Annotated in this window: 24 protein-coding genes, 1 rRNA gene and 1 riboswitch; of the genes, 17 read left to right on the forward strand and 8 right to left on the reverse strand. The window is 70.4% G+C overall.

Translation table 11 applies throughout. The features are described 5' to 3' along the window. The 11 genes from rrf to ABZT12_RS24900 all read left to right on the forward strand — a co-directional run. Positions 1-95, forward strand: a 5S ribosomal RNA gene (gene rrf / locus ABZT12_RS24850); the annotation flags it as partial. A 113-nt stretch (positions 96-208) separates the two neighbouring features. Continuing rightward, entirely contained in the window at positions 209-817 is a 609-nt protein-coding gene (locus ABZT12_RS24855; protein ID WP_356388434.1) for a CDP-alcohol phosphatidyltransferase family protein, read from the forward strand. A 115-nt stretch (positions 818-932) separates the two neighbouring features. After that, complete coding sequence (locus ABZT12_RS24860; protein WP_356388436.1) at positions 933-3428, forward strand: mannose-1-phosphate guanyltransferase; 2496 nt, start codon at positions 933-935, stop codon at positions 3426-3428. Positions 3429-3595: 167 nt separating this feature from the next. Further along, positions 3596-4432 carry a DUF881 domain-containing protein gene (locus ABZT12_RS24865; RefSeq protein WP_356388646.1) on the forward strand — a complete coding sequence of 279 codons (837 nt, stop codon included), beginning with the start codon at positions 3596-3598 and terminating at the stop codon, positions 4430-4432. Next, positions 4429-4761: a small basic family protein gene (locus ABZT12_RS24870; protein WP_356388438.1), complete on the forward strand. Its 333-nt coding sequence runs from the start codon at positions 4429-4431 to the stop codon at positions 4759-4761. Before ABZT12_RS24865 ends, ABZT12_RS24870 begins: the two co-directional genes overlap by 4 nt. Before the next feature lie 5 nt (positions 4762-4766). Then, the gene (locus tag ABZT12_RS24875; RefSeq protein WP_356388440.1) at positions 4767-5618 is read left to right on the forward strand and encodes a DUF881 domain-containing protein; all 852 of its coding nucleotides are present in this window, start codon (positions 4767-4769) and stop codon (positions 5616-5618) included. Positions 5619-5679: 61 nt separating this feature from the next. Continuing rightward, the gene (locus ABZT12_RS24880) at positions 5680-6579 is read left to right on the forward strand and encodes an FHA domain-containing protein (RefSeq protein ID WP_356388442.1); all 900 of its coding nucleotides are present in this window, start codon (positions 5680-5682) and stop codon (positions 6577-6579) included. A 19-nt stretch (positions 6580-6598) separates the two neighbouring features. Beyond that, positions 6599-7336 carry a MerR family transcriptional regulator gene (locus ABZT12_RS24885; RefSeq protein ID WP_356388444.1) on the forward strand — a complete coding sequence of 246 codons (738 nt, stop codon included), beginning with the start codon at positions 6599-6601 and terminating at the stop codon, positions 7334-7336. A gap of 84 nt (positions 7337-7420) precedes the next feature. Then, entirely contained in the window at positions 7421-7894 is a 474-nt protein-coding gene (locus ABZT12_RS24890) for a bifunctional nuclease family protein (RefSeq protein ID WP_006123076.1), read from the forward strand. A 273-nt stretch (positions 7895-8167) separates the two neighbouring features. Then, positions 8168-8812: a MerR family transcriptional regulator gene (locus tag ABZT12_RS24895; RefSeq protein WP_356388446.1), complete on the forward strand. Its 645-nt coding sequence runs from the start codon at positions 8168-8170 to the stop codon at positions 8810-8812. 56 nt (positions 8813-8868) lie between these two features. Next, complete coding sequence (locus ABZT12_RS24900) at positions 8869-10356, forward strand: DNA polymerase IV (protein ID WP_356388448.1); 1488 nt, start codon at positions 8869-8871, stop codon at positions 10354-10356. On the opposite strand, the gene ABZT12_RS24905 is transcribed toward ABZT12_RS24900, so the two are convergent. Beyond that, a complete protein-coding gene (locus ABZT12_RS24905) occupies positions 10278-10649 on the reverse strand; it encodes a PRC-barrel domain-containing protein (RefSeq protein WP_356388450.1) in 372 nt (123 codons plus the stop codon). The two genes, ABZT12_RS24900 and ABZT12_RS24905, sit on opposite strands and share 79 nt — an antisense overlap. A 113-nt stretch (positions 10650-10762) precedes the next feature. After that, positions 10763-10858, forward strand: a riboswitch (glycine riboswitch). A 176-nt stretch (positions 10859-11034) separates the two neighbouring features. On the opposite strand from ABZT12_RS24905, the gene gcvP reads away from it, so the two are divergent. Continuing rightward, entirely contained in the window at positions 11035-13920 is a 2886-nt protein-coding gene (gcvP, locus tag ABZT12_RS24910) for an aminomethyl-transferring glycine dehydrogenase (protein WP_356388452.1), read from the forward strand. Positions 13921-13977: 57 nt separating this feature from the next. Here gcvP and ABZT12_RS24915 read toward each other — a convergent pair whose 3' ends face one another. The 5 genes from ABZT12_RS24915 to ABZT12_RS24935 form a co-directional block, all read right to left on the reverse strand. Beyond that, the gene (locus ABZT12_RS24915) at positions 13978-14397 is read right to left on the reverse strand and encodes a TOBE domain-containing protein (protein ID WP_356388454.1); all 420 of its coding nucleotides are present in this window, start codon (positions 14395-14397) and stop codon (positions 13978-13980) included. 27 nt (positions 14398-14424) lie between these two features. Further along, positions 14425-15516: an ABC transporter ATP-binding protein gene (locus ABZT12_RS24920; protein WP_356388456.1), complete on the reverse strand. Its 1092-nt coding sequence runs from the start codon at positions 15514-15516 to the stop codon at positions 14425-14427. Positions 15517-15566: 50 nt separating this feature from the next. Beyond that, positions 15567-16424 (reverse strand): molybdate ABC transporter permease subunit, encoded by an 858-nt coding sequence (gene modB / locus ABZT12_RS24925; protein WP_356388458.1) that lies wholly within the window; start codon positions 16422-16424, stop codon positions 15567-15569. Next, on the reverse strand, positions 16421-17260 hold the full coding sequence (gene modA, locus ABZT12_RS24930; protein WP_356388460.1) for a molybdate ABC transporter substrate-binding protein: 840 nt from the start codon (positions 17258-17260) through the stop codon (positions 16421-16423). Before modA ends, modB begins: the two co-directional genes overlap by 4 nt. A 400-nt stretch (positions 17261-17660) precedes the next feature. Then, positions 17661-18056, reverse strand: coding sequence for a helix-turn-helix transcriptional regulator (locus ABZT12_RS24935; protein WP_356388462.1), 396 nt, complete (start codon positions 18054-18056; stop codon positions 17661-17663). Positions 18057-18170: 114 nt separating this feature from the next. Between ABZT12_RS24935 and ABZT12_RS24940 the strand changes: the two genes are divergently transcribed. The 5 genes from ABZT12_RS24940 (at position 18171) to ABZT12_RS24960 (ending at position 23924) form a co-directional block, all read left to right on the forward strand. After that, complete coding sequence (locus ABZT12_RS24940) at positions 18171-18791, forward strand: DUF1707 domain-containing protein (protein WP_356388464.1); 621 nt, start codon at positions 18171-18173, stop codon at positions 18789-18791. A gap of 485 nt (positions 18792-19276) precedes the next feature. Beyond that, positions 19277-19366 (forward strand): K(+)-transporting ATPase subunit F, encoded by a 90-nt coding sequence (gene kdpF, locus ABZT12_RS24945; RefSeq protein ID WP_356388466.1) that lies wholly within the window; start codon positions 19277-19279, stop codon positions 19364-19366. 8 nt (positions 19367-19374) lie between these two features. Beyond that, positions 19375-21075, forward strand: a complete 1701-nt coding sequence (kdpA, locus tag ABZT12_RS24950) for a potassium-transporting ATPase subunit KdpA (RefSeq protein ID WP_356388468.1) — start codon at positions 19375-19377, stop codon at positions 21073-21075. Continuing rightward, complete coding sequence (kdpB, locus tag ABZT12_RS24955) at positions 21072-23216, forward strand: potassium-transporting ATPase subunit KdpB (RefSeq protein ID WP_356388470.1); 2145 nt, start codon at positions 21072-21074, stop codon at positions 23214-23216. The genes kdpA and kdpB overlap by 4 nt, the downstream gene beginning before the upstream one ends. A gap of 24 nt (positions 23217-23240) precedes the next feature. After that, a complete protein-coding gene (locus ABZT12_RS24960) occupies positions 23241-23924 on the forward strand; it encodes a potassium-transporting ATPase subunit C (RefSeq protein ID WP_356388472.1) in 684 nt (227 codons plus the stop codon). A gap of 102 nt (positions 23925-24026) precedes the next feature. Here the strand turns inward: ABZT12_RS24960 and ABZT12_RS24965 are convergent, their stop codons facing one another. Both ABZT12_RS24965 and ABZT12_RS24970 read right to left on the reverse strand, forming a co-directional pair. Continuing rightward, complete coding sequence (locus ABZT12_RS24965; RefSeq protein ID WP_356388474.1) at positions 24027-24233, reverse strand: DUF5999 family protein; 207 nt, start codon at positions 24231-24233, stop codon at positions 24027-24029. A 422-nt stretch (positions 24234-24655) separates the two neighbouring features. Continuing rightward, on the reverse strand, positions 24656-25240 hold the full coding sequence (locus ABZT12_RS24970; RefSeq protein WP_356388476.1) for a hypothetical protein: 585 nt from the start codon (positions 25238-25240) through the stop codon (positions 24656-24658). Positions 25241-25406: the final 166 nt, after the last annotated feature.

Here is a 25406-nt window from a genome sequence, read left to right on the forward strand (position 1 = left end):
AAACGCCCGGTTACATTTCGAACCCGGAAGCTAAGCCTTACAGCGCCGATGGTACTGCAGGGGGGACCCTGTGGGAGAGTAGGACACCGCCGAACTCCTTTTAGATAGAGCTCTGGCTCTTGGGCATACAGCCCAAGAGCCAGAGCTTTTTTGCGTTGCGGTAGGGTCAGGGGGCATCGTCGGCTTATTTCCCACAGGAGGCCCCCGGGTGGAGGTCCAGGAGACCCGTGTCCAGACAGACCGGGTACTCACCATCCCGAACATCCTCAGCATGGCGCGGCTCGTCGGGGTACCCGTTTTCCTCTGGCTGATCCTCCGGCCCGAGTTCGGCGGCCCCAAGAGCGACGGCTGGGCCCTGCTCGTACTGGCCTTGAGCGGGATCACCGACTACCTGGACGGCAAGCTCGCGCGGCGCTGGAACCAGATCAGCAGTCTCGGCCGGCTTCTCGATCCCGCAGCCGACCGGCTCTACATTCTCTCGACCCTGGTCGGGCTGACCTGGCGCGAGATCCTCCCCATCTGGTTGACCGCTCTACTGCTGGCGCGGGAGCTCGTCCTGCTGGTCATGGTGGGCATCCTCAGACGCCATGGCTATCCGCCGCCCCAGGTGAACTTCCTGGGGAAGGCCGCCACCTTCAACTTGATGTACGCGTTCCCGCTGTTGCTGCTCAGTGACGGAAGCGGATGGCTGCCGTCACTCGCTGCTGTTTTCGGATGGGCGTTCGCCGGATGGGGTACAACGCTCTACTGGTGGGCAGGAGTCCTGTACGTGGTTCAAGTCCGCCGGCTGATCCGTGCGGACGCCGCGGCCGACTGAGTCCGGCCGACTGGGCGCCAACAGTGGCTCGATGGCCCGCAACGGCAAAGTGCGGGACAATCTGTAGTGGTGAAGTCGGCTGGACCGTCATCTCTTAGAGGAGGACGCTTCCGACATGAAGGCCGTAGTGATGGCCGGAGGCGAAGGCACGCGCCTTCGCCCTATGACCTCGAGTATGCCCAAGCCGCTCCTGCCCGTGGTGAATCGCCCGATCATGGAGCACGTGCTGAGGCTGCTCAAAAGGCATGGGCTCAATGAGACCGTTGTCACAGTGCAGTTCCTGGCCTCGCTGGTCAAGAACTACTTCGGTGACGGCGAGGAGCTCGGCATGGAGCTCTCGTATGCCAATGAGGAGAAGCCACTCGGCACCGCCGGAAGCGTCAAGAACGCTGAAGAGGCGTTGAAGGACGATGCCTTCCTCGTCATCTCCGGTGATGCCCTGACCGACTTCGACCTCACCGAACTGATCAATTTCCACAAGGAGAAGGGCGCGCTCGTCACCGTCTGCCTGACGCGTGTGCCCAATCCGCTGGAATTCGGGATCACCATCGTCGACGAAGAGGGCAAGGTCGAGCGGTTCCTGGAGAAGCCGACCTGGGGTCAGGTCTTCTCGGACACTGTGAACACCGGCATCTACGTGATGGAGCCGGAAGTCTTCGACTACGTCGAGTCCGACGTGCCCGTCGACTGGTCCGGCGATGTCTTCCCGCAGTTGATGAAGGAAGGCAAGCCGGTCTACGGCTATATCGCCGAGGGCTACTGGGAGGACGTCGGCACCCACGAGAGCTATGTGAAGGCTCAGGCCGATGTCCTGGAGGGCAAGGTCGACGTCGAGATCGACGGTTTCGAGATCTCGCCTGGTGTCTGGGTGGCCGAGGGTGCCGAGGTGCACCCCGACGCGGTGCTGCGGGGCCCGCTCTACATCGGCGACTACGCCAAGGTGGAGGCCGGCGCCGAGATCCGTGAGCACACCGTCGTGGGCTCCAACGTCGTCGTGAAGACCGGGGCCTTCCTGCACAGAGCCGTGGTGCACGACAACGTGTACGTCGGACAGCACAGCAACTTGCGCGGCTGCGTGGTCGGGAAGAACACCGACATCATGCGGGCGGCCCGCATCGAGGACGGCGCGGTCATCGGTGACGAGTGCCTCATCGGTGAAGAATCGATCGTGCAGGGCAATGTGCGGGTCTACCCGTTCAAGACGATCGAGGCCGGCGCCTTCGTCAACACCTCCGTCATATGGGAGTCCAGGGGCCAGGCGCACCTCTTCGGTGCCCGTGGTGTCTCCGGAATCCTGAACGTGGAGATCACGCCGGAACTCGCGGTACGCCTCGCGGGTGCCTACGCGACGACCCTGAAGAAGGGGTCGACCGTCACGACGGCCCGCGACCACTCCCGTGGTGCCCGGGCGCTCAAGCGGGCGGTCATCTCCGCGCTCCAGGCGAGCGCCATCGACGTACGGGACCTGGAGAACGTACCGCTGCCTGTGGCACGGCAGCAGACCGCGCGGGGCAGTGCCGGCGGCATCATGATCCGGACCTCGCCCGGAGTGCCGGACTCCGTCGACATCATGTTCTTCGACGGGGACGGCGCGGACCTCTCGCAGGCGAGCCAGCGGAAGCTGGACCGGGTGTTCGCGCGGCAGGAGTACCGCCGCGCGTTCCCCGGTGAGATCGGGGACCTGCACTTCCCGGCCAGTGTCTTCGACTCGTACACCGGGTCGTTGCTGCGGAACGTGGATACGACCGGCATCGCCGAGTCCGGTCTCAAGGTCGTGGTGGACGCGTCGAACGGCAGTGCCGGGCTGGTGCTGCCCAGCCTGCTCGGCAAGCTCGGCGTGGACTCGCTCACCATCAATCCCGGTCTGGACGAGTCCAGGCCCACGGAGACGAGCGACTCGCGGCGGTCGGGGCTGGTGCGGCTCGGCGAGATCGTGGCGTCCGCGCGCGCGGCGTTCGGCGTGCGGTTCGACCCGGTCGGTGAGCGGCTGTCGCTCGTGGACGAGAAGGGCCGGATCGTCGAGGACGACCGGGCCCTGCTGGTGATGCTCGACCTGGTGGCCGCGGAGCGGCGCAGCGGGCGGGTGGCGTTGCCGGTGACCACGACGAGGATCGCCGAGCAGGTTGCGGCGTACCACGGCACACAGGTCGAGTGGACCACGACGTCGCCCGACGATCTGACCAGGGTCGGCCGCGACGAATCGACCATCTTCGGCGGGGACGGCAAGGCCGGCTTCATCATTCCGGAGTTCAGCAGCGTCTTCGACGGTACGGCGGCCTTCGTGCGGCTGATCGGGCTGGTGGCGCGGACGCAGCTCACGCTCAGCCAGATCGACGCGCGGATTCCGCGGGCGCACGTCCTCAAGCGGGACCTGGCGACTCCCTGGGCCGTCAAGGGACTTGTCATGCGACGGGTCGTGGAGGAGGCCGGAGACCGGTTCGTGGACACGACGGACGGTGTACGGGTCGTGGAGACCGACGGACGTTGGGTGATGGTGCTGCCCGACCCCGCCGAGGCGGTCACGCATCTGTGGGCCGAAGGCCCTGACGATGCCTCCGCGCAGGCCCTGTTGGACGAGTGGGCCGCGGTGGTGGACAGCGCGGGCCGGTAGACGAGGCGGTACGCGCGCGTGCCGGGCAGGTGTCCCTGAGGGGGCCTGTCCGGCACGCGCGCGGGGCCATTCGGAGGTAGCGGTCGCGACGTGCGACGATGTGCGGCATGCCGCAGCAGCCCCCCGTTCGGAGCACACCTACGCGCCCCTCGCGTCCGGACGCGTCCATGTCGCTGCTGACCAACGTCATGGACCACAGCCTCGACGACGGATACGCGGAGGCGGCGGCCCGCAAGACGGCGGAGGGTTCGGGCGGTCTGCCGAAGACCCTGCGGGCGAAGCTCGGCCTGGCCGCGGGACTGGTGCTCGCGGCCCTTGTCGTGACCGTCGGCGCGGCGCAGGCGCGGGTGGCCGCCCCGGTGGTGGCCAAGGAGCGCCAGGAGCTGATCGACCGTATCGACAAGGAGACTGCGTCGGCGGACACGTTGGAGAGCACGGTCGACAAGTTGCGCGACGACGTGAACGCGCGTCAGCGGGCGGCTCTCCGGACGAGCGGCGGCGGTGAGGGCACGGAACTGGTGGACCTGCTGTCGGGCGCCGTCGCGGTGCACGGCCCCGGCGTACGACTGGTCGTGAACGACGCGAAGGAGGCCACCTCCGGAGGTGGCGACAACCCGCGTGAGACGTCCGACTTCTCCGACATCGGGCGGGTGCGTGATCATGACATGCAGCGGGTCGTCAACGGTCTCTGGGCGGCGGGCGCCGAGGCCGTCTCCATCAACGGACAGCGGCTGACGGCACTTTCGGCGATCCGGGCCGCCGGTAACGCGATACTGGTCGACAACAAGCCGCTGGTGCCCCCCTACACGGTCCTCGCGGTGGGGGACGGCAAGCGGCTGAGCACCACGTTCCAGAACGGCGCCGACGGCCTGTATCTGCACGCCCTGGAGGAGGACTACGGGATCCGGGCCACCATCTCCGTGGTGGGCGACCTGCGGCTGCCGGCCGCACCGAGTGTGATCGTACGTACAGCACAGCCGAGATCTGAGAAGGGCACATCGTGATCGCCGTACTGGGCCTCATCGTGGGAGTGGTGGCCGGACTGTTGGTCCGGCCGGAGGTTCCTGCGGTCGTCGAGCCTTATCTGCCGATCGCCGTCGTGGCGGCCCTGGACGCCGTGTTCGGCGGGTTCCGGGCCATGCTGGACGGCATCTTCGACGACAAGGTCTTCGTGGTCTCCTTCCTGTCGAACGTGGTCGTGGCGGCCCTGATCGTGTTCCTGGGCGACAAGTTGGGCGTGGGCGCGCAGTTGTCGACGGGTGTCGTGGTCGTCCTCGGTATCCGGATCTTCTCCAACGCCGCGGCGATCCGTCGGCACGTGTTCCGGGCGTGAGGGCGATGAGTGATCAGAACGGGCCCCACGAGCACCGGCTGCGCAAGGAGTTGCCCGAAGAGGTGCCCGCGGCGGCTCCCCGGCATGTCGGGAGCGCGGGGGAGGCCGAGCAGCCCGAGCAGCCCGAATCGAAGGTGACGGGCCGGCAACGGCTGGTGCAGGGTGTGTGGCCGCCCCGGCTGAGCCGCGCCCAACTCATCGTCGCCGTGCTGCTGTTCGGGCTGGGATTCGGACTCGCCGTCCAGGTCGCCTCGAACAGCGACAGCGACAGCGCGCTGCGCGGCGCACGCCAGGAGGACCTCGTACGCATCCTCGATGAACTGGACGCGCGTACTCAGCGTCTTGAGGACGAGAAGCAGGGTCTGCAGAAGCAGCGCGACGAGTTGGCGAACAGCTCCGACCAGGCCGAGGAGGCCCGCAAGCAGACGGTCGAGAAGGGGAAGCAACTCGGCATTCTGGCGGGCACCGTGGCCGCGCAGGGACCCGGTATCACGATGACCATCGACGACACGAAGGGGACGGTCGAGGCGGACATGCTGCTCGACGCGATCCAGGAGCTGCGTGCGGCCGGGGCGGAGGCGATCCAGGTGAACAGTGTGCGAGTGGTCGCCGGCACCTATCTGGCGGACTCCGGCAAGAGCGTGAGCGTCGACGGGAACAAGATCAACGCTCCCTATCGTTTCAAGGTCATCGGCAAGCCGCAGGATCTCGAACCGGCGCTCAACATCCCTGGAGGCGTGGTGCAGACTCTCGAGAAGGAGCAGGCCACCGTGACCGTCGAGCGGTCGGACAAGATCGTCGTGGACGCCTTGCGGGCCGCGAAGCAGCCTGACTACGCTCGGTCGTCCTCCCGGTGAACCGCGGGTGCATGCGGGCCGTCGTGCGAGGGCATGAGCTTGCGGGGGGTCGGCGCACCGATTGGGTGGTGCGTGGTGGAAACTGTCTGGTGGATACGGACGTTGTGAGGATGTCCGGGTCGACCGGTGTGTGCAGTCAGGGTTCGTCCTGCCCCACGGGCGGGTCTGTTTCGGTCAAGGGGAATCGCCCGTGAAGTTGTTTGCGAAGTTGTTCGGCAAGAGCGCGCGAGAGGGCGGCGAGAACCAGACCGCCCGCCATCGCGCACAGCCCGACGCAGAGGGTCAGCGGCCGCTGTTCCGCGATCAGGTCCCCGGCGGGGACGTTCCCGGAGGTCAGGGCGGGTCGTCGGTTGACCCCGCACAGGCCGGCGGCATAGGTTTCGGCCAACCGTCGACCTCGAGTACGGGTGGAGGGTTCTCTCCTGTGTCGAACCTGGTGTGTACGAGGTGCGGTAACCGCAACGCGGAGAACAGCCGCTTCTGTTCCAACTGCGGAGCGCCGCTGCGTCCCGGCGTGACTCCCGAGCGGCCGTCCGAGACGACCTCCACGATCTCCATCTCCGGCCTTGAGGCGTACGACGCCGAGGTGACCGGTCAGACGCAGATGCCCACGCTCTCCCCGGAGGCGCAGGCGGCCGTGGACGCTCTGCCAGTGGGCTCGGCCCTGCTGGTAGTGCGCCGTGGGCCGAACTCGGGCAGCCGCTTCCTCCTGGACAGCGACCTGACCACGGCCGGCCGTCATCCGCAGAGCGACATCTTCCTGGACGACGTGACAGTCTCGCGCCGGCACGTGGAGTTCCGGCGCGCCGCGGACGCCTCGTTCACGGTCGCCGACGTCGGCAGCCTCAACGGCACGTACGTCAACCGCGAGCGGATCGACCAGGTCCCTCTGTCGAACGGTGACGAGGTCCAGATCGGCAAGTACCGGCTGGTCTTCTACGCGAGCCAGCGAGGTTACTGACCCTCCCCGGAGAAGGTCGATGCTTCAAACACCGAGCGGCGGTGCCGGACACGGCGCCGCCGCCGCGGACGGTGGACTGATGAGTATCGGGGCGGTGCTGAGCGCGCTGCGTGCCGAGTTCCCCGAGGTCACCATCTCCAAGATCCGTTTCCTTGAGTCCGAGGGACTCATCGAGCCGCGGCGGACCCCTTCCGGGTACCGCAAGTTCAGCGCCCGGGACGTCGAGCGGCTCGGCCATGTACTGAGGATGCAGCGGGACCACTATCTGCCGCTCAAGGTGATCCGCGAGCATCTGGACGCCGTGGAGCGCGGAGAGGCCGTGGCGCTGCCCGGCGTGGGGCGCCAGCGGGACGGGGAGAGTGCCCTGGAGCCCGCCGAGGCGCCCACGGTGGCCCGTATCGGACGGGTCCAGCTGCTCGACGCGGCCGGGATCGGCGAGCGGGAGCTGGACGAGTGGGAGTCGTACGGGCTCATCGCCCCCCTCCCGGAGGGCGGCTACGACGCGGAGGCGGTCACCGTGGCGGCCCTCGTCATCGAGCTGGGGCGGTTCGGGATCGAGCCGCGGCATCTGCGGGCCATGAAGGCGGCGGCCGACCGTGAGGCGGGGCTCGTCGACCAGGTGGTGGCTCCGCTGAAGCGTCACCGCAATCCGCAGACCAGGACGCACGCCGAGGCTCGTACGAAGGAGCTGGCCGGGCTCACGGTGAGGCTGCACGCGGCCCTGGTGCAGACCGCGCTCGGTGTGCGGCTGCCCTGAGCCGGGCGGCTCGGCGGCCTCCGATCGGCCGCCCGTTGCGGGCCCGACTACCCAAACGTCCCGGGCACGGCCTAGGGTTGCTGTGTGAACGAGCTCGATGTCGTAGGTGTCCGGGTCGAAATGCCCTCCAACCAACCGATCGTGCTCCTGCGTGAAGTGGGAGGCGACCGCTACCTCCCCATCTGGATCGGGCCCGGGGAGGCGACGGCCATCGCCTTCGCCCAGCAGGGCATGGCCCCCGCACGACCGCTGACCCATGACCTGTTCAAGGACGTGCTGGAAGCCGTCGGCCAGGAACTGACCGAAGTGCGCATCACGGATCTGCGTGAGGGCGTCTTCTACGCGGAGCTGGTCTTCGCCAGCGGCGTCGAGGTGAGCGCCCGCCCGTCCGACGCCATAGCGCTGGCCCTGCGCACCGGAACGCCGATCTACGGCAGTGACGGTGTGCTCGACGACGCGGGGATCGCGATTCCGGACGAGCAGGAGGACGAGGTGGAGAAGTTCCGCGAGTTCCTCGACCAGATCTCGCCCGAGGACTTCGGGACCAACAGTCAGTGAACCGGCCGTCGATGACCGAGGCGTTCCGTGTGGACGCCCGGTCCTCGACGGCTCTGCTGTGTCCGGGGGCGACGGGAATGCCAGCATTTGCCCGCGGCGAGTGAGAGCGTCCTGCGGCCCGTCCGGAGCGCATTCGGCTAGCCTTTCCCCGCGGTGGGACACGGGAAACCACTCCTTGGGTGATTATCACTCGGCGTGCCGAGTGTGGCGATCGTTGACGCACCCCTGGTGACTGCCTACCGTCGAGAAGGCAGGTCAAGGACGGAGGTCGGCGTGAGAAGCAGCGGCGACGGTACGGCTGGGGGTGCCCCGGAGCGCAGTTTCGGGGACAGTGGCCCGTACCCGCTTCACGGCAGTGCGGCTGATCACGTTCCGCATCGACCCACTGCCGTGCCGAGCAGCGGAGGGGCGACGTCCATGGCGTCCGAGCAGATCGGCTACCGGGGGCCCACGGCCTGTGCGGCCGCCGGCATCACCTATCGGCAACTCGACTACTGGGCCCGCACCGGGCTCGTCGAGCCCAGCGTGCGGCCCGCCCACGGGTCGGGGACGCAGCGGCTCTACAGCTTCCGGGACGTCGTCGTCCTGAAGATCGTCAAGCGGTTCCTGGACACCGGGGTGTCGTTGCAGAACATCCGCACCGCCGTCCTGCATCTGCGGGAGTGCGGTTTCCGTGATCTGGAGCGCATGACGCTGATGAGCGACGGTGCCACGGTCTACGAGTGCACCTCGCCCGACGAGGTCCACGCGCTGCTCCAGGGCGGCCAGGGTATCTTCGGGATCGCCGTGGGCGTGGTGTGGCGAGACGTGGAGAGCGCGCTCTCGCAGCTGCACGGGGAGCGCGTCGACACCGGCGAGACACTCGTCGGGCCCAACCCCGCCGACGAACTGGCGCGGCGGCGCAACCGCGCGGTCTGAGCCTCCCGGGGCTGCTCGAGAGGGCATTGTCAGTGGCGTAGGGCAGCATCGGTGTGGTGAGAACCGCGCCCACGATCCTGCATCTCGACATGGATGCCTTCTTCGCCTCGGCGGAGCAGGCGTCCAAGCCGAGCCTGCGCGGGAAGGCCGTCGTCGTGGGCGGGCTCGGGCCGCGCGGGGTGGTCGCGACCTGCTCCTACGAGGCGCGTGTCTTCGGAGTGCACTCGGCGATGCCCATGGCCCAGGCGCGCCGGCTCGCTCCGAACGCCGCGTACCTGGTGCCGCGCTTCGAGTTCTACCGGGCCATCAGCGAGCAAGTCATGGCGTTGCTGCGGGCGATGTCGCCGCTGGTGGAACCCTTGAGCCTGGACGAGGCGTTCGTCGATCTGGAGGCCGGGGGAGTGGCCTGGGACGCCGGGTCGGCGCAGCTGACCGGCGCACGGCTGCGCGAGGACATACGGGCGGTCACGGGGCTCACGGGCTCGGTGGGGCTGGCCGCCTCCAAGATGCTCGCCAAGATCGCCTCGGAGCAGGCCAAGCCCGACGGCCTGGTGATGATCGAGCCCGGGACCGAGCGCGCCCTGCTCGGCCCGATGTCGGTGCGCACGCTGCCCGGGGTCGGCCCGGCGACCGGTGACCACCTGCGGCGCGCCGGGATCCTCACGGTCGACGAGATCGCCGAGGCCGGCGAGGACGAGTTGGTGCGGCTGGTGGGCAAGGCGCACGGGCACGCGCTGTACGCGATGGCGCTGGCGCACGACGAGCGGCCCGTGGTGTCCGAGCGGGAGACGAAGTCGGTGTCCGTGGAGGACACCTACGACGTGGACATCCACGACCGGGTCCGGGTCGGCCTGGAAGTGCAGCGGCTGGCCGACCGCTGCGTACGGCGGCTGCGCGCGGCGGGGCTGTCGGGGCGGACCATCGTGCTCAAGGTGCGCAGGTACGACTTCTCCACGCTGACCCGGTCCGAGACGCTGCGCGGGCCCACGGACGATCCGGGCGTGGTGCGCGAGGCGGCGGCCCGGCTGCTGGACTCCGTGGACACGACGGGCGGGGTGCGACTGCTCGGGGTCGGGGTCTCCGGGCTCGCCGACTACACGCAGGAGGACCTGTTCGCGCAGGCGGCGGGGGTGCCGGTCGATCTGCCCGCGGAGCGGCGGGCGGAGGAGTCCGCCGCGGAGGGGGCCGCGCCCGTCGAGCGGCGCTGGCCCGCCGGGCACGATGTGCGGCACGCTGAGCACGGGCACGGCTGGGTGCAGGGCAGCGGGGTGGGGCGGGTCACCGTCCGCTTCGAGACGCCCGACTCGGCGCCCGGGCGGGTACGGACGTTCCGGACCGACGACCCTCTCCTGGAGCCGGTCGAGCCGTTGCCGCTGGTGCCCCTGGCGGAGCCGCCGGCGCCGAAGGCACCGCGAAGACCCGGCGGCCCGCCCCCTGGTTCACCGCTCCCGCCGCTCCCACCGTTTCAGGACTCGTCCGAGCCCGCCAGCCTGCCGAAGTCGCGGTCCGGCAGCGGGGGCGGGGCCGACACGTCGAGCCCGTAGTGGTGGTAGAGCTGGAGTTCCTGTTCCGGGGAGAGGTGGCGGCCGACGCCGAAGTCGGGGGCGTCCTTGATGAGGGAGCGCTCGAAGGGGATGTGCAGGGCGCCGTCGATCAGTTCGCTGGGCTCCAGCGGCACGAAGGCGTCCCGCGAGAACAGGCCGGTCCGTATGGCCGCCCACTCCGGTACGCCGGTCGCGTCGTCGAGATAGACCTCGTCAACGGTGCCGATCTTGGCGCCGGTGCGGTCGAACGCCTTGCGGCCGATCAGGTTGCGCGGATCGATGTCGGTCTGCACGGGCCCTCCTCTTGGTCGCAACTCATCCGTAAGCACTACAAAAGAGTACATTCGGGCAGGTGGCCACTCGAAGGTCTGTGCGGTGGCTCGCTGGTAGGCTGGCGAACGGCTGCTGACCCCGCGCGGGAGAGTCCTCCGGGAACCACTGGAGGCGCCGAAGGAGCAAATCCTCCCCGGAATCTCTCAGGCTCACGTACCGCACGGGCGAGGTCACTCTGGAAAGCAGGGCGGGTGCCGACGGCCTCCGCTCTCACCGACGGTGAAAACCGGTGGCTCACGGGCCGCCTGGTGAAGCTCTCAGGTCGAGATGACAGAGGGGGAGGCCGTCCGGGTACCCGTGCCGTGGTGCCCCTCGAAGGTCGTGTCTGACCAGGAGGCCTCCGTAATGACCGTCCCTCGCACTCCGCTCTCCGAGCTCGAACAGGGCATCCCCTTCGAGCAGCGTCACATCGGGCCCGACCAGGAGGCGCGGGCCAAGATGCTCGCGCAGGTCGGATACGGCTCGCTCGACGAACTCACGGCCGCCGCCGTCCCGGCCGTGATCAGGAACGCCGACGCCCTGGAGCTGCCGGGCGCCCGCACCGAGGCCGAGGTACTGGCCGAACTGCGCTCGCTGGCCGACCGCAACCAGGTGCTCGACTCGATGATCGGGCTCGGTTACTACGGGACCTTCACCCCGCCCGTCATCCTGCGCAACGTGATGGAGAACCCGGCCTGGTACACCGCCTACACGCCGTACCAGCCGGAGATCTCCCAGGGCCGGCTCGAAGCGCTGCTGAACTTCCAGACGATGGTCGCCGATCTGACCGGTCTGCCGACCTCCGGCGCCTCCCTGCTCGACGAGGGCACGGCCGCCGCCGAGGCCGTGGCGCTCTCCCGGCGTATGGGCAGGAACAAGAAGGGTCTCTTCCTGGTCGACGCGGACGCGCTGCCGCAGACCATCGCGGTGATCCGGACCCGCGCCGAGCCGGCCGGTGTCGAGATCGTCGTCGCCGACCTCAGCGAGGGCATCCCGGCCGAGATCGCCGAGCGGGAGATCAACGGCGTGCTGGTGCAGTACCCGGGCGCCTCCGGTGCCGTACGGGACTTCGCGCCGCTCGTCGAGCAGGCGCACGCTCTCGGCGCGCTCGTCACGGTCTGCGCCGACCTGCTGGCGCTGACCCTGCTGAAGTCGCCGGGCGAGCTGGGCGCGGACATCGCGGTCGGCACCACCCAGCGCTTCGGTGTGCCGATGGGCTTCGGCGGCCCGCACGCCGGCTACATGGCCGTACGCGAGAAGTTCGCGCGCAGCCTGCCCGGGCGGCTCGTGGGCGTCTCCGTCGACGCGGACGGGAACAGGGCCTACCGGCTCGCCCTCCAGACGCGGGAGCAGCACATCCGCCGGGAGAAGGCCACCAGCAACATCTGTACCGCGCAGGTGCTGCTCGCCGTCATGGCCGGTATGTACGCCGTCTACCACGGGCCCGAGGGCCTGCGGGGCATCGCGCGCCGCACCCACCGCTACGCCACGGTCCTCGCCGCCGGACTGACGGCCGGGGGCGTCGAGGTCGTGCACGGTGCCTACTTCGACACGCTGACCGTACGGGTGCCGGGCCGGGCCGCCCCGGTCGCCGCCGCCGCGCGGGAACGCGGGGTCAATGTGCACCTCGTCGACGCCGACCACCTCTCCCTCGCGTGCGACGAGACCACCACGCGGGCCCAACTGGCCGCCGTCTGGGCCGCGTTCGGGGTCGAGGGCGACATCGAGGCGCTCGACGCGAGGGCCAGGGACACGCTGCCGGAGGCGCTGCTGCGGACCGACGAGTACCTGACGCACCCGGTCTTCCGTCAGTACCGCTCCGAGACCGCGATGCTGCGGTACCTGCGCCGGCTCGCCGACCGCGACTACGCGCTCGACCGGGGCATGATCCCGCTCGGCTCCTGCACCATGAAGCTCAACGCGACGACGGAGATGGAGCCGGTCACCTGGCCCGAGTTCGGCGGCCTGCACCCCTTCGCCCCCGCTGAGCAGGCGCGGGGGTACCTCACGCTCATCCGTGAACTGGAGGAGGGGCTCGCCGAGGTCACGGGCTACGACAAGGTGTCGTTGCAGCCCAACGCCGGTTCGCAGGGCGAGCTGGCCGGGCTGCTCGCCGTACGCGGGTACCACCGCGCCAACGGGGACGAGCGGCGCACGGTCTGTCTCATCCCGTCCTCCGCGCACGGCACCAACGCGGCGAGCGCCGTGATGGCCGGCATGAAGGTCGTCGTCGTGAAGACCGCCGGGGACGGCGAGATCGACATAGAGGACCTGCGGGCCAAGATCGAGCAGTACCGCGACGAACTCTCCGTCCTGATGATCACCTACCCGTCCACGCACGGGGTGTTCGAGGAGCACGTCGCCGACATCTGCGCGCAGGTGCACGACGCCGGCGGGCAGGTCTACGTCGACGGCGCCAACCTCAACGCCCTGGTGGGGCTCGCCAAGCCGGGCCACTTCGGCGGTGACGTCTCGCACCTGAACTTGCACAAGACGTTCTGCATCCCGCACGGCGGGGGCGGTCCGGGCGTCGGTCCCGTCGGGGTGCGCGCGCACCTGGCGCCGTATCTGCCCAACCACCCGCTCCAGCCGGCCGCCGGTCCGGAGACCGGGGTCGGGCCGGTCTCGGCCGCGCCGTGGGGCTCGGCGGGCATCCTGCCGATCTCGTGGGCGTACGTCCGCCTGATGGGCGGCGAGGGGCTCAAGCGGGCCACGCAGGTGGCCGTGCTCTCCGCCAACTACATCGCCAAGCGGCTGGAGCCGCACTACCCGGTGCTCTACACCGGCCCCGGCGGCCTCGTCGCGCACGAGTGCATCATCGATCTGCGCCCGCTGACCAAGGCGACCGGCGTCAGCGTGGACGACGTGGCCAAGCGGCTCATCGACTACGGCTTCCACGCGCCGACGATGTCGTTCCCGGTGGCCGGGACGCTGATGATCGAGCCGACCGAGTCCGAGGACCTGATCGAGCTGGACCGGTTCTGCGAGGCGATGATCGCGATCCGCGGCGAGATCGAGAAGGTCGGAGCCGGCGAGTGGCCCGCCGAGGACAACCCGCTGCGCAACGCCCCGCACACCGCGGGCGCGCTCGGCGGCGAGTGGGCGCACGCCTACGACCGCGAGGAGGCCGTCTTCCCGGCCGGGGTCTCGGCCGCCGACAAGTACTGGCCGCCGGTGCGCCGGATCGACCAGGCCTTCGGCGACCGGAACCTGGTCTGCTCCTGCCCGCCGCTGGACGCCTACGAGGACTGAGGACCGTCCGTACCGTAGGGGCTCCCCGCCGCGCCTGGCGGGGAGCCCCTACGGCTGTCAGGCCGTCGCCAGGGAGACCTCGGTCGCCTTGATCAGGGCGACGGCGGGGGAGCCGGCCCTCAGGGCGAGATCGTCGACGGCTTCCCGGGTGACGGCCGCGGTCAGCACACCGCCGTCCACGGAGAGCTTGACCGAGGCCATCGCGCCCCCGGTGGTGACGTCGGTGACCGTGCCGGGCAGCTGGTTGCGGATCGACAGGCCCTCGACCGGCCGGGTGGCGAGCGCGACCTCGGTCGACTTGACCAGGGCGCGGACGGCGGAGCCCGGGGCGAGTCCGAGTTCGGTCACCGCCTCCAGGGTGATCGCGGCGGTGAGGGTCCGGCCACCGGTGAGGCGGACTGCCACGGTGGCCATCACCTCGCCCGGAGTGACGGTGGTGACGGTGCCGGGGAGCTGGTTGCGGATGCTCAGGGTCATGGGCGCCACCGTAGGGGGCCGGGAGGGCTATGCGGGGTACGCGTGGGTCTGCGTTGCCTTGACGGTCGCCCAGACCGGTGCGCCGGGGTGCAGGTCGAGTTCGGCCGCGGCGACGGTGGTCAGGTCGGCGGCGAGCGGGAGTTCGCCGCGCAGGTCGGCGCGGATCTGGTCGCCGTAGGTCTCCAGCCCGGCCACCTCGCACCGCCAGAGGTTACGGGCGCTGGTGCCTGCGGGGCGCTCCCGGAACAGGGTGACCGCGCTCGGCGGGAACGCGACGAAGACCGGGCCGGAGAGGACGTCGGTGGTGGTGATCGCCGGCCCGGCGTCCAGGGCGACCGCGTGGCCGTCGGAGTGCCCCCGGTAGAGGTTGAGGCCCACGAGCCGGGCGATGTAGTCGGTACGGGGGTGACGGGCGATGTCCGCCGGGGAGCCCTCCTGCACGACCCGGCCCCCCTCGATCACCACCAGCCGGTCGGCGAGCACCATGGCGTCCAGCGGATCATGGGTGACCAGGACGGCGACGGCCTCGAACTCGGCCAGATGGCGCCGGAGTTGGCCGCGCACATCGAGGCGGGTGCGTGCGTCCAGGGCCGCGAGCGGCTCGTCCAGGAGGAGCAGCCGGGGGCGGGTGGCCAGCGCGCGGGCGACGGCGACCCGCTGGGCCTGCCCGCCGGAGAGGCCGCGGGGCCGGGTGCCGGCGTGGGCGGTGAGATCCATCCGGTCCAGCCACTCGGCGGCCAGGGCCCGCGCCTCCGCCTTGCTCGCGCCGTGGCAGCGCGGCCCGAAGGCGACGTTGTCGAGCGCGGACAGGTGCGGGAAGAGCAGATAGTCCTGGAAGACCACACCGACCGGCCGCGACTCCGGCGGCGTACGCTCCAACGAAGCGCCGTCCAGACGTAGGTGACCCTCCGTCAGTTCGGTGAGGCCCGCGAGGGCGCGCAGCGCGGTGGTCTTGCCCGCGCCGTTGGGGCCGAGCAGCGCGACGACGTCACCGGGCGCGGCGGTCAGCGCGATGTCGAGGCGGAAGGACCCGCGGTCGATGACGAGCCGGGTGTCCAGGCCCGGTCGGCCGGGGCCGGTGGTCACCGGGCGGGCTCCGCCGCCGTCGATGTCGGTCATGGGGTGCACGTCCAGGAGACTGGGGAGAGCACGATCGTAGGGCCCGAGGCTCATGACGGGGTCAGCCAGCGGTCCCGCAGGCCCGCCAGGACCGCGATCGACACGGCCAGCAGCACGAGGCTGAGGGCGATCGCCGCCTCCGGGTCGTTCTGAAGGGCCAGGTAGACCGCGAGCGGCATCGTCTGGGTGCGGCCGGGGAAGTTGCCGGCGAAGGTGATCGTGGCGCCGAACTCGCCGAGCGCCCGCGCCCAGGCGAGCACCGCGCCGGCCGCGACGCCCGGTGCGATCAGGGGCAGCGTGACCCGGCGGAACGCGGTGAAGCGGGAGGCGCCGAGCGTCGTCGCCGCCTCCTCGTAGCGCGGGTCGGCGGCGCGCAGGGTGCCCTCGACGCTGATCACGAGGAACGGCATCGCCACGAAGGCCTCGGCGACCACGACACCGGCCGTGGTGAACGGCAGGGTGATGCCGAACCAGGAGTCCAGCCACTGCCCGACGACACCGTTGCGGCCCAGCGCGAGCAGCAGGGCCACTCCGCCCACCACCGGGGGCAGCACCAGCGGCAGGGTCACCAGGGCACGGACGACACCGCGTCCGGGGAAGTCCGTACGGGCCAGCAGCCAGGCCAGCGGTACGCCCAGGACCAGGCTCACGGCGGTGGCCGAGGTCGCGCTGACCAGGGAGAGCTGGAGCGCCTGCCACACCGCGGCGCTGGTGAGCTGTCCCGGCAGGGAGCGCCACGGGGCCCGTACGAGCAGCGCGAGCAGCGGCAGCAGGAGGAACGCCAGGCCCAGCAGAGCGGGCAGCAGCAGCGGCAGCGGCACTCCGCGGGAGACGGTCCTGACCTGGCCGCGCCGCGGCCCGCCCGTGCGGGGGACGGCCGCGGTGCGGGATCTGTCGCTCCGGGTCACGGCTTGAGGAATCCCGCCGCGGACAGCACCTTCTGGCCCTCCGCGGACCGCACCAGCGCGATGAACGCCTTGGCGGTGACGGCGTTCGGCGCGTTCTTCAGCAGCGCGATCGGATAGTCGTTGACGGCGTCGGCGGACTCGGGGAACTCCACGCCCGCCACCTTCTCACCCGCCGCGTGCACGTCGGTCTTGTAGACGACCGCCGCGTCGGCCTCCTTCAGCTCCACCTTGGTCAGGGCGCTCTTCACGTCCTGTTCGTAGGAGACCGGGGTGAGCTTCAACTTGGCCGCGTCCAGGGCCTTTTGAGCGGCGGCGCCGCACGGCGCCGTCTTGTCGCAGAGTACGACCTTGAGTCCGGACTTGGTGAGGTCCTTCAGCGAGGTCACCTTGTCGGGGTTGCCCGGCGGGGTGGCGATCTCCAGCTGGTTGCGGACGAAGGTGACGGGGGTGCCGACCGCGTCCTTCTTGTCCGTCACCGTCGCCATGGTCTTGGGGCTCGCGGCGGCGAAGACGTCCGCCGGGGCGCCGCCGGTGATGCTCGCGGCGAGCGTGTCGCTGCCGCCGAAGCTGAAGGTGACCTCCGTGCCGGGGTGCGCCTTCTCGAACTCCTTGCCCAGGGCGGTGAAGCTCTCCTGGAGCGAGGCCGCGGCGAACACGGTCACCGTGCCGGACGGCTTCGTCGACGCGGAGGCCGAGGACGAGGACGAGGCGTTCGCCTTCGACGAGGCCGAGGACGAGTCGTCGGAGGAGGAGCAGGCACTCAGGGCCAGCAGCGCGGCGGTTCCCGCACCGGCCACCTGAAGGGTCCGACGGGTCCGGCGGGCGGAACGGGTCATCACGGAGTACTCCTCTGGTTCAGCACGAAAAGGGCCGTCGCGCCCTCGCACGACCCAGCAGGCCATGCCGCGATGATACTGCCGCACCTGCGAGGTAGAAGGGTGTTGTCACATCGCATGAGCAGCGCGGAACGGTTCCCCGCCGGGCATGTGCGTTTGTACGGGGAGACCCCGACCGGTGCTGCCTCAGGACCGCTGCGGGGCCCGGTACGTCAGCGGCGTCAGCGCGATCCGGGTGGACGGCGCGTACGGAACCCCGCCGCCGGGGCGCCCACGTTGAAGTGGCGCCGCCCGCTGGGTACTTCGAGGACGCGAGCGCCGCTGTCGTGCCGGCCCGGGCGGGCGCGTACTCCTGCTCCGTCGGCGGCTGAACGGACGGCTGCCGGCAGGCCGCCCCGGCTCAGACGCGGTCGATGTGCACGTTGGTCGACTTCACCCGCGCGGTGGCCTCCATGCCGACCTCCAGGCCGAGTTCCTCGACGGCCTCCCGGGTCAGCAGCGAGACCAGGCGGTGCGGGCCCGCCTGGATCTCCACCTGGGCCGCCACGTCGCCCAGTTTGATCGCGGTGACGATACCGGGGAAGGAGTTGCGGACCGAGGTGGTGGAGGTGTCCTCCTCGGCAGCGCCCGCCCGCCCCAACTCCACGGAGAACGCGGCCAGATCGGCGCCGTCGATGAGCCGGCGCCCGCCCTCGTCGCGATGGGTCGTCACCCGCCCCGCGTCCGCCCACCGGCGCGCGGTGTCCGGGCTCACGCCGAGCAGCCGCGCCGCCTGACCGATTGTGTAGGACTGCATACGGGTCAGCCTAGGGCCTCCGCTGTCCTGGTCCGGGCGACGGGCCGGGGCCGCGAACAGGTCACCGGGGACAGGGGGTTGGCTCACGGCTGTGACGCGATATATCGTCACTCCATGGATCGGGGTGAAGCCATGTCGGGTGACCTGACGAAGCCGGGCGGCGCGCTCGCGTTGCGGGCCTCGCACGCGGACCGGGACCGGGTCGTGGACGTACTGAGCCGTGCGGCCGGCGACGGCCTGCTCAGCGCCGAGGAGCTCGACGAGCGGGTGGAGGCCGCCCTGACCGCCCGCACCCGGGGTGAACTGGCCGCGCTGACCGCCGACTTGCCCGCGCTGTCGGGCGTGCTCCCGGCCGCGGTCAAGGACGTCGCCCGTATCGAACAGCGCGGCGCCTCGGTCCGGCGCGGCGACGGCTGGGTGGTGCCGCGCCGGCTGGAGATCGACTCGTCGCTGGGTGAGGTGACGCTCGACTTCACCCACGCCGTGCTCACCGAGTCGACCCTGCGCATCGACCTGGACATGAGCCACGGCGCCCTCCGTCTGATGACCCGCCCGGGCATCGTGATCGACGCCGACTCCCTCGTGACGGAGTTCGCCGACGTCAGAATCCGGCCGGCGGGCCGCCCCGAGACCCCCGTGGTGCTGCGGGTGGAGATCGCCGGACGGCTGAGCCACGGCAGGGTGCTGGCCCGCCCGCCCCGGCGGCGACTTCTCAGGAGAACCCCGAAGCCCTGAGCATCGCCCACGCGAATCCGGGCCTGCCGTTCGGATCCCGCGGCGGTCCGCGGGGTCCGTGGAGTGCGGCAGCGCAGGACCGCGAGGAGCACCGCGGACAGGCCGCACCGCAGACGGACCGCACCCCGGCAGCGGGGCGCGGTCCGCTGTCGTGATGCCCGCCTCCCGGTCGGCCGGTGAGGGCAGCCCGAGGAGCGCGAGCGCACCGCCCCGGGGCGAGTCGCACGTCGTCCTTCCAGCGGCCGGGCGCGGGCCGGTGGGCGCCGAGGACCACCGTCGCCGTAAGAGGCGCGTCAAGGGCGAGTGCGTCGCCGTAAGGGACCTGTCAACGGCGGTCGCATCCGGTCGCGGACGAGGTTTCCTCGAAGCGTCCGCACCATTCGCACCTCAATCCAGGAGCCCACGATGGCCGATCTGGCCTTCGTCGTCATCACGATCGCGGTCTTCGCGCTGGTGGCACTCGTCGCCAGGGGGGTGACGAAGCTGTGAGCGCCGAGAACATCGTCGGCCTGATCGTGGCCGTCGCCCTGCTGGGCTATCTCGTCCTCGCCCTGATCTTCCCGGAGAGGTTCTGAGCAGCGCCATGAGTCCCGTCCTAGCCGGTGTGCTCCAGCTGGTCGCCCTCGTCGCGGCGCTGGCGCTCGCGTACGTCCCCCTCGGCACCTACATGGCCAGGGTCTACTCCTCCGACCGGCACCTGCGGGTCGAGAAGTGGATCTACCGGGGCATCGGAGCCGACCCCGGCACCGCCATGCGCTGGCCCGCCTATCTGCGCGCGGTGCTGGCCTTCTCGGCCGTCGGCGTCCTCTTCCTCTACCTCCTCCAACGGCTCCAGGGTGTGCTGCCCGGCTCGCTCGGCTTCGCGTCGATCGAACCCGCCCAGGCCTTCAACACCGCCGCGTCCTTCGTCACCAACACCAACTGGCAGTCCTACTACGGCGAACAGGCCATGGGCCATGTCGTCCAGACCGCCGGACTCGCCGTACAGAACTTCGTCTCCGCGGCCGTCGGCATGGCGGTCGCGGTGGCACTGGTACGGGGCTTCGCGCTCCCCCTCTCTCGGCTTCGCTCGAGTGGGGGGACCCCCATCCGCACCGGTGAACTGGGCAACTTCTGGGCCGACATGGTGCGCGGCACGATCCGGATCCTGGTGCCGCTGGCTGTGGTCGCCGCCCTCGTGCTCGTCGCGTGCGGCGTCATCCAGAACTTCGCCGGCATCCACGCGGTCGGCCAGTTCCAGGGCGGTGCGCAGCAGTGGAACGGGGGAGCGGTCGCCTCGCAGGAGGCCATCAAGGAACTGGGCACCAACGGCGGCGGCTACTTCAACGCCAACAGCGCCCACCCCTTCGAGAACCCGACCCCGTTCTCCGACCTGTTCGAGATCTTCCTGCTGTTGGTCATCCCGTTCGCGCTGACCCGCACCTTCGGCCTCATGGTCGGCTCCGTCAGGCAGGGTTACGCCATCCTCGCCACGATGGCCACCATCTGGCTCGGTTTCGTCGCCCTGATGATGTGGACCGAATTCGCCCACCACGGACCGGCGTTGCAGGCGGCGGGCGGCGCGATGGAGGGGAAGGAGACGCGCTTCGGCGTCGGCGCCTCCTCGATCTTCGCGGTGTCCACCACCCTCACCTCGACGGGCGCGGTCAACTCCTTCCACTCCTCCTTCACCGGTCTCGGCGGCGGAATCGCCATCCTCGGCATGCAGTTGGGCGAGATAGCGCCCGGCGGCACCGGCTCCGGCCTCTACGGCATGCTGGTCATGGCCGTCATCGCGGTCTTCATCGCCGGTCTGATGGTCGGCCGCACCCCCGAGTACCTGGGCAAGAAGATCGGCACCCGCGAGATCAAGTTCGCGGCCTGCTACCTCCTCGTCACCCCGGCGCTGGTGCTCGTCCTCACCGCCGCGGCGATGGCGCTGCCCACCCCGGGCCACTCGACGCTCAACGGCGGGGCGCACGGCTTCTCCGAGATCCTGTACGCCTACACCTCGGGCGCCAACAACAACGGCTCGGCGTTCGCCGGACTGAACGCGAACACACAGTGGTTCAACACCACCATCGGGCTCGCGATGCTGCTCGGCCGTTTCGTGCCCATGGTCTTCGTGCTCGCCCTGGCCGGTTCGCTGGCCGAGCAGCGGCCGGTGCCGGCCACCGCGGGCACCCTGCGCACCGAGAAGCCGCTCTTCACCGGGCTGCTGGTGGGCGCGATCCTGATCATCACCGGTCTGACCTACTTCCCGGCCCTGGCGCTGGGCCCGTTGGCCGAGGGGCTGGCGTCATGACGACCCGTACCGAGAACCAAGAGGACTCCATGGCCACAGCCACCCCGGCCCGGGCGCCGCGGCGCTCCGTGCCGACCGGCCCACCGGATCGACCACGCGTCGGCGCGGGCGTGTTCGACCCCGGGCAACTGCTGAGGTCGCTCCCGGACGCGTGCCGCAAGCTCGACCCACGGGTGATGGTCAAGTCCCCTGTGATGTTCGTGGTGTTGATCGGCTCGGTCCTGACGACGGTGTTCTCCGTCAAGGACCCGGGCGACTGGTTCGGCTGGGCGATCAGCGGCTGGCTCTGGCTGACCGTCGTCTTCGCCAACCTGGCGGAGGCGGTCGCCGAGGGCCGGGGCAAGGCGCAGGCGGACACCCTGCGCAGGGCCAAGACGGAGACCGTCGCCCGACGGCTCGCCCGACCCGCCGAGGGCACCGCGCGCATCGAGGAGCCGGTGCCCGGCACCGAACTGCGCGTCGGCGACCTGGTCGTCTGCGAGGCCGGTGACGTCATCCCCGGCGACGGCGACGTCGTCGAGGGTGTCGCCTCGGTGGACGAGTCGGCCATCACCGGCGAGTCCGCCCCGGTCATCCGCGAGTCCGGCGGCGACCGGTCCGCGGTCACCGGCGGCACCAAGGTCCTCTCCGACCGGATCGTCGTGAGGATCACCACGAAGCCCGGCGAGACCTTCATCGACCGGATGATCGCCCTGGTCGAGGGCGCCGCCCGGCAGAAGACGCCCAACGAGATCGCCCTCAACATCCTGCTGGCCTCCCTCACCGTCGTCTTCCTGCTCGCCTGCGCCACCCTGCCGCCCTTCGCCGACCACGCCGGCACACACCTGACCATGGTCGTCCTGGTGGCCCTCCTGGTCTGCCTCATCCCGACCACGATCGGCGCGCTGCTCTCCGCGATCGGTATCGCGGGCATGGACCGGCTGGTCCAGCGCAACGTGCTGGCCATGTCCGGGAAGGCGGTCGAAGCCGCCGGTGACGTCTCGACCCTGCTGCTCGACAAGACCGGCACCATCACCCTCGGCAACCGCCGGGCCGCCGAGTTCGTGCCCGTGACCGGCACCACCGAGGCCGAACTCGCCGACGCCGCACAGCTCTCCTCGCTGGCCGACGAGACGCCCGAGGGCCGCTCCATCGTCGTACTGGCGAAGGAGAGGTACGGTCTGCGCGAACGCGGGCAGGGCGAACTCGCCGGCGCCGAGTGGATCGCCTTCACCGCGCAGACGCGGATGTCGGGCGTGGACGTCGACGGACGCGAGATCCGCAAGGGCGCGGCCGGTTCGGTGCTCGCCTGGGTCCGGGAGCGCGGCGGCGAGGTCGCGTCGGACGCGGACGCCCTCGCGGGGCGGATAGCGCAGTCGGGCGGTACGCCGCTCCTCGTGGCCGTCCAGGACCCGTCAGGCGCACGGGTGTTGGGCGTCATCCACCTCAAGGACGTGGTCAAGGACGGGATGCGCGAGCGGTTCGCCGAGCTGCGCCGCATGGGCATCAGGACCGTCATGATCACCGGTGACAACCCGCTGACGGCCAGGGCGATCGCCGAGGAGGCGGGTGTCGACGACTTCCTCGCGGAGGCCACCCCCGAGGACAAGATGGCCCTCATCAAACGGGAGCAGGCGGGCGGCAAGCTGGTCGCGATGACCGGCGACGGCACCAACGACGCCCCTGCCCTCGCCCAGGCGGACGTCGGGGTCGCGATGAACACCGGTACGTCGGCCGCGAAGGAGGCCGGCAACATGGTCGACCTCGACTCCGATCCGACCAAGCTCATCGAGATCGTCGAGATCGGCAAGCAACTGCTCATCACGCGGGGCGCGTTGACGACGTTCTCCATCGCCAACGACGTGGCGAAGTACTTCGCGATCATCCCGGCGCTGTTCGCGGCGGTCTACCCGGGCCTGGACCGGCTCAACATCATGCACCTGTCCTCGCCCGACTCCGCGATCCTCTCCGCGGTCGTCTTCAACGCGCTGATCATCATCGCGCTGGTCCCGCTCGCCCTGCGCGGTGTGCGCTACCGGCCGGTCAGCGCCGACAAGCTGCTCCGCCGCAACCTCGCGGTCTACGGGGTCGGCGGACTGGTCGCCCCCTTCGTCGGCATCAAACTCATCGACCTGCTCATCTCCCTCGTCCCCGGGCTCTGACTCCTCGAAAGCGTGTTGATCGGCATGAACAACTCGGTATCCAGCACGGCCCGGTTGCTCTGGGCGGGGCTGCGCGCGCTCCTCGTGCTGACTCTGGTGACCGGTGTCGTCTATCCGCTCGCGGTGACGGGCGTCGCCCAGAGCCTCTTCCACGGCGCCGCCAACGGCTCGCAGGTCTCGGCGGACGGCGCGGTCGTCGGCTCGTCCCTGATCGGGCAGTCGTACGACCTGCCCCTGAAGAAGGGCCAGCAGACGGCGCGGGCGGACCTGAAGTGGTTCCAGGGGAGGCCGCGGAACGGCCTCGGCGGCAACACCGTCAATCGGCAGTACCAGTTGCTTCTCTCCGGGGCCACCAACCTCGCCGCGGACAGCGAGGTCCTCGGCCGGCAGGTGAGGGACGCCAAGGCGGCGGTCGTCAGGGACAACTCGGTGCCCGGTCACCCCGTCCGGCCCGCCCAGGTCCCCGCCGACGCCGTCACCTCCTCCGGCTCCGGCCTCGACCCGGACATCTCCCCGGCCTACGCCGAACTCCAGGTCCGCCGGGTCGCCGAGAGGAACGCCCTCCCGGCCGGCCAGGTGGAGAAGCTGGTGCGGAGCCACACCGAGGGCCGCACCCTCGGCTTCATGGGGGAGCCGCGGGTGAACGTCCTGGAGCTCAACATCGCGCTCAAGTCCCTGGCCGACGAGGCCAATTCCGGGTCGAGGTGACGTAGGCCGTCGCTCGCGGACATGCGTCGGGGCCGGTTCGCGGAGTCTCCCGCGGGCCGGCCCCTCGTGTCTGCGGACGGTGTGCCGCACCGCCGGTGCCGCTCAGGCGGCGGTCATCACCTTCTCCGAGCCCAGCGGGCGGTGCGGAGCGATGATCTGGCCGTCGGGCAGCAGCTCACCGGTGTCCTCGAAGAGCAGTACGCCGTTGCACAGCAGGCTCCACCCCTGTTCGGGGTGGTGGGCGACGAGGCGCGCTGACTCCCGGTCGGCTGATTCGGCTGACGGACACGGTGGCTGGTGCTGGCACATGGGTGGGATCTTTCGCTCTGTCGTGACGAGTGAAACGGATGTCTGATCTGTCGCGCGGCTTGAAGCGTTGTCCATGGCCGCCCCCCGTTGTGTTTAAAGTCGGTCGGGACCCAGTCTTGCCCCACGGGCGTCATTCCGCAGGTATTTGGCAGCACCACTTCTCACAGGTTGATGACGCGTCCGCCGCACCGGCGGTTCAGTCCAAGTACCCTGCCGCTTCGGGTGGTTCGCCATGGCCGGATCGGGCTAGTCCAGACCGGCCGGAGCCCTTTTCCGGCTCTTCCGAGTCTTTTCTCGCTCGTACGAGCAGGGCGCGGGTGAAAGACGGACCGTACACGCGACCGGACCCCGTCACCGATAACACGGTGGCGGGGTCCGGACGGCGGCTCGGGGCGGTGCGGGACGGCTGAGGGCGGTGCGGCTCAGGCGGGCGAACCGAGCAGCGGGGCCCGAGTCACCCGATGGGTCAGCACCGGGAGGAGCTCCGCGGCGGGGTGCGGCCGGTGGGCCGCGATGCCGGGCGGCGCCGGGGCGAGGGGCACCAGCAGATCGGCGGCGGCCGGGTGGCCCGTGGCCGCGTCGGCGGCGCAGTCGCCGTGCAGCCAGAGCGTGAGCATGTACAGGCCGGGCACCGAGAGCAACCGCGGCTGGTAGGTGTGGCTCATCGTCTCGGCCTGGCGCAGCGCCAGTTCGGTCGAGGCGATGTAGGGCCCCTCGAAGAAGTGGGAGAACGCCCAGCCGTCGGGCGTCAGCATCGTCTCGGCGGCGGCCACCGCGCGGTCACCGCAGCGGATCAGGAAACGCCACCCGGTGAGCCGGGTGGCGGAGACGCCCTCCGCGCTGACCCCGTCCCATACGTGCACCGGCAGCGGGAGTTCGGGAGTCGCGGGTCCCTGTGCGGCACGCAGGGACGGTGTGCGGGCCTCGCGGACCGCGGTGGGGGAACCGAGTGCCGTGAGGACGGAGCGCAGGGCGGGCGCGGGAGCCGGGGGGATGTGCAGCGGCATGGTGGGTCGCCTCTCTCATTCGACAGGCACGGGGGCGCGAGGGCGGGGGCGGACGACGCTGTCAGCTCTCGGGGGGTCAGAGAGGCGGGGTCACGGTGAGTGAACGGAGGGTGGAGCGCGGCACACGGACCGCCGTACGTGACGTGGACGACGGGAGTGGAAACCG

The sequence above is a fragment of the Streptomyces sp. NPDC005423 genome, from assembly GCF_040606415.1.
Lineage (GTDB): Bacteria > Actinomycetota > Actinomycetes > Streptomycetales > Streptomycetaceae > Streptomyces.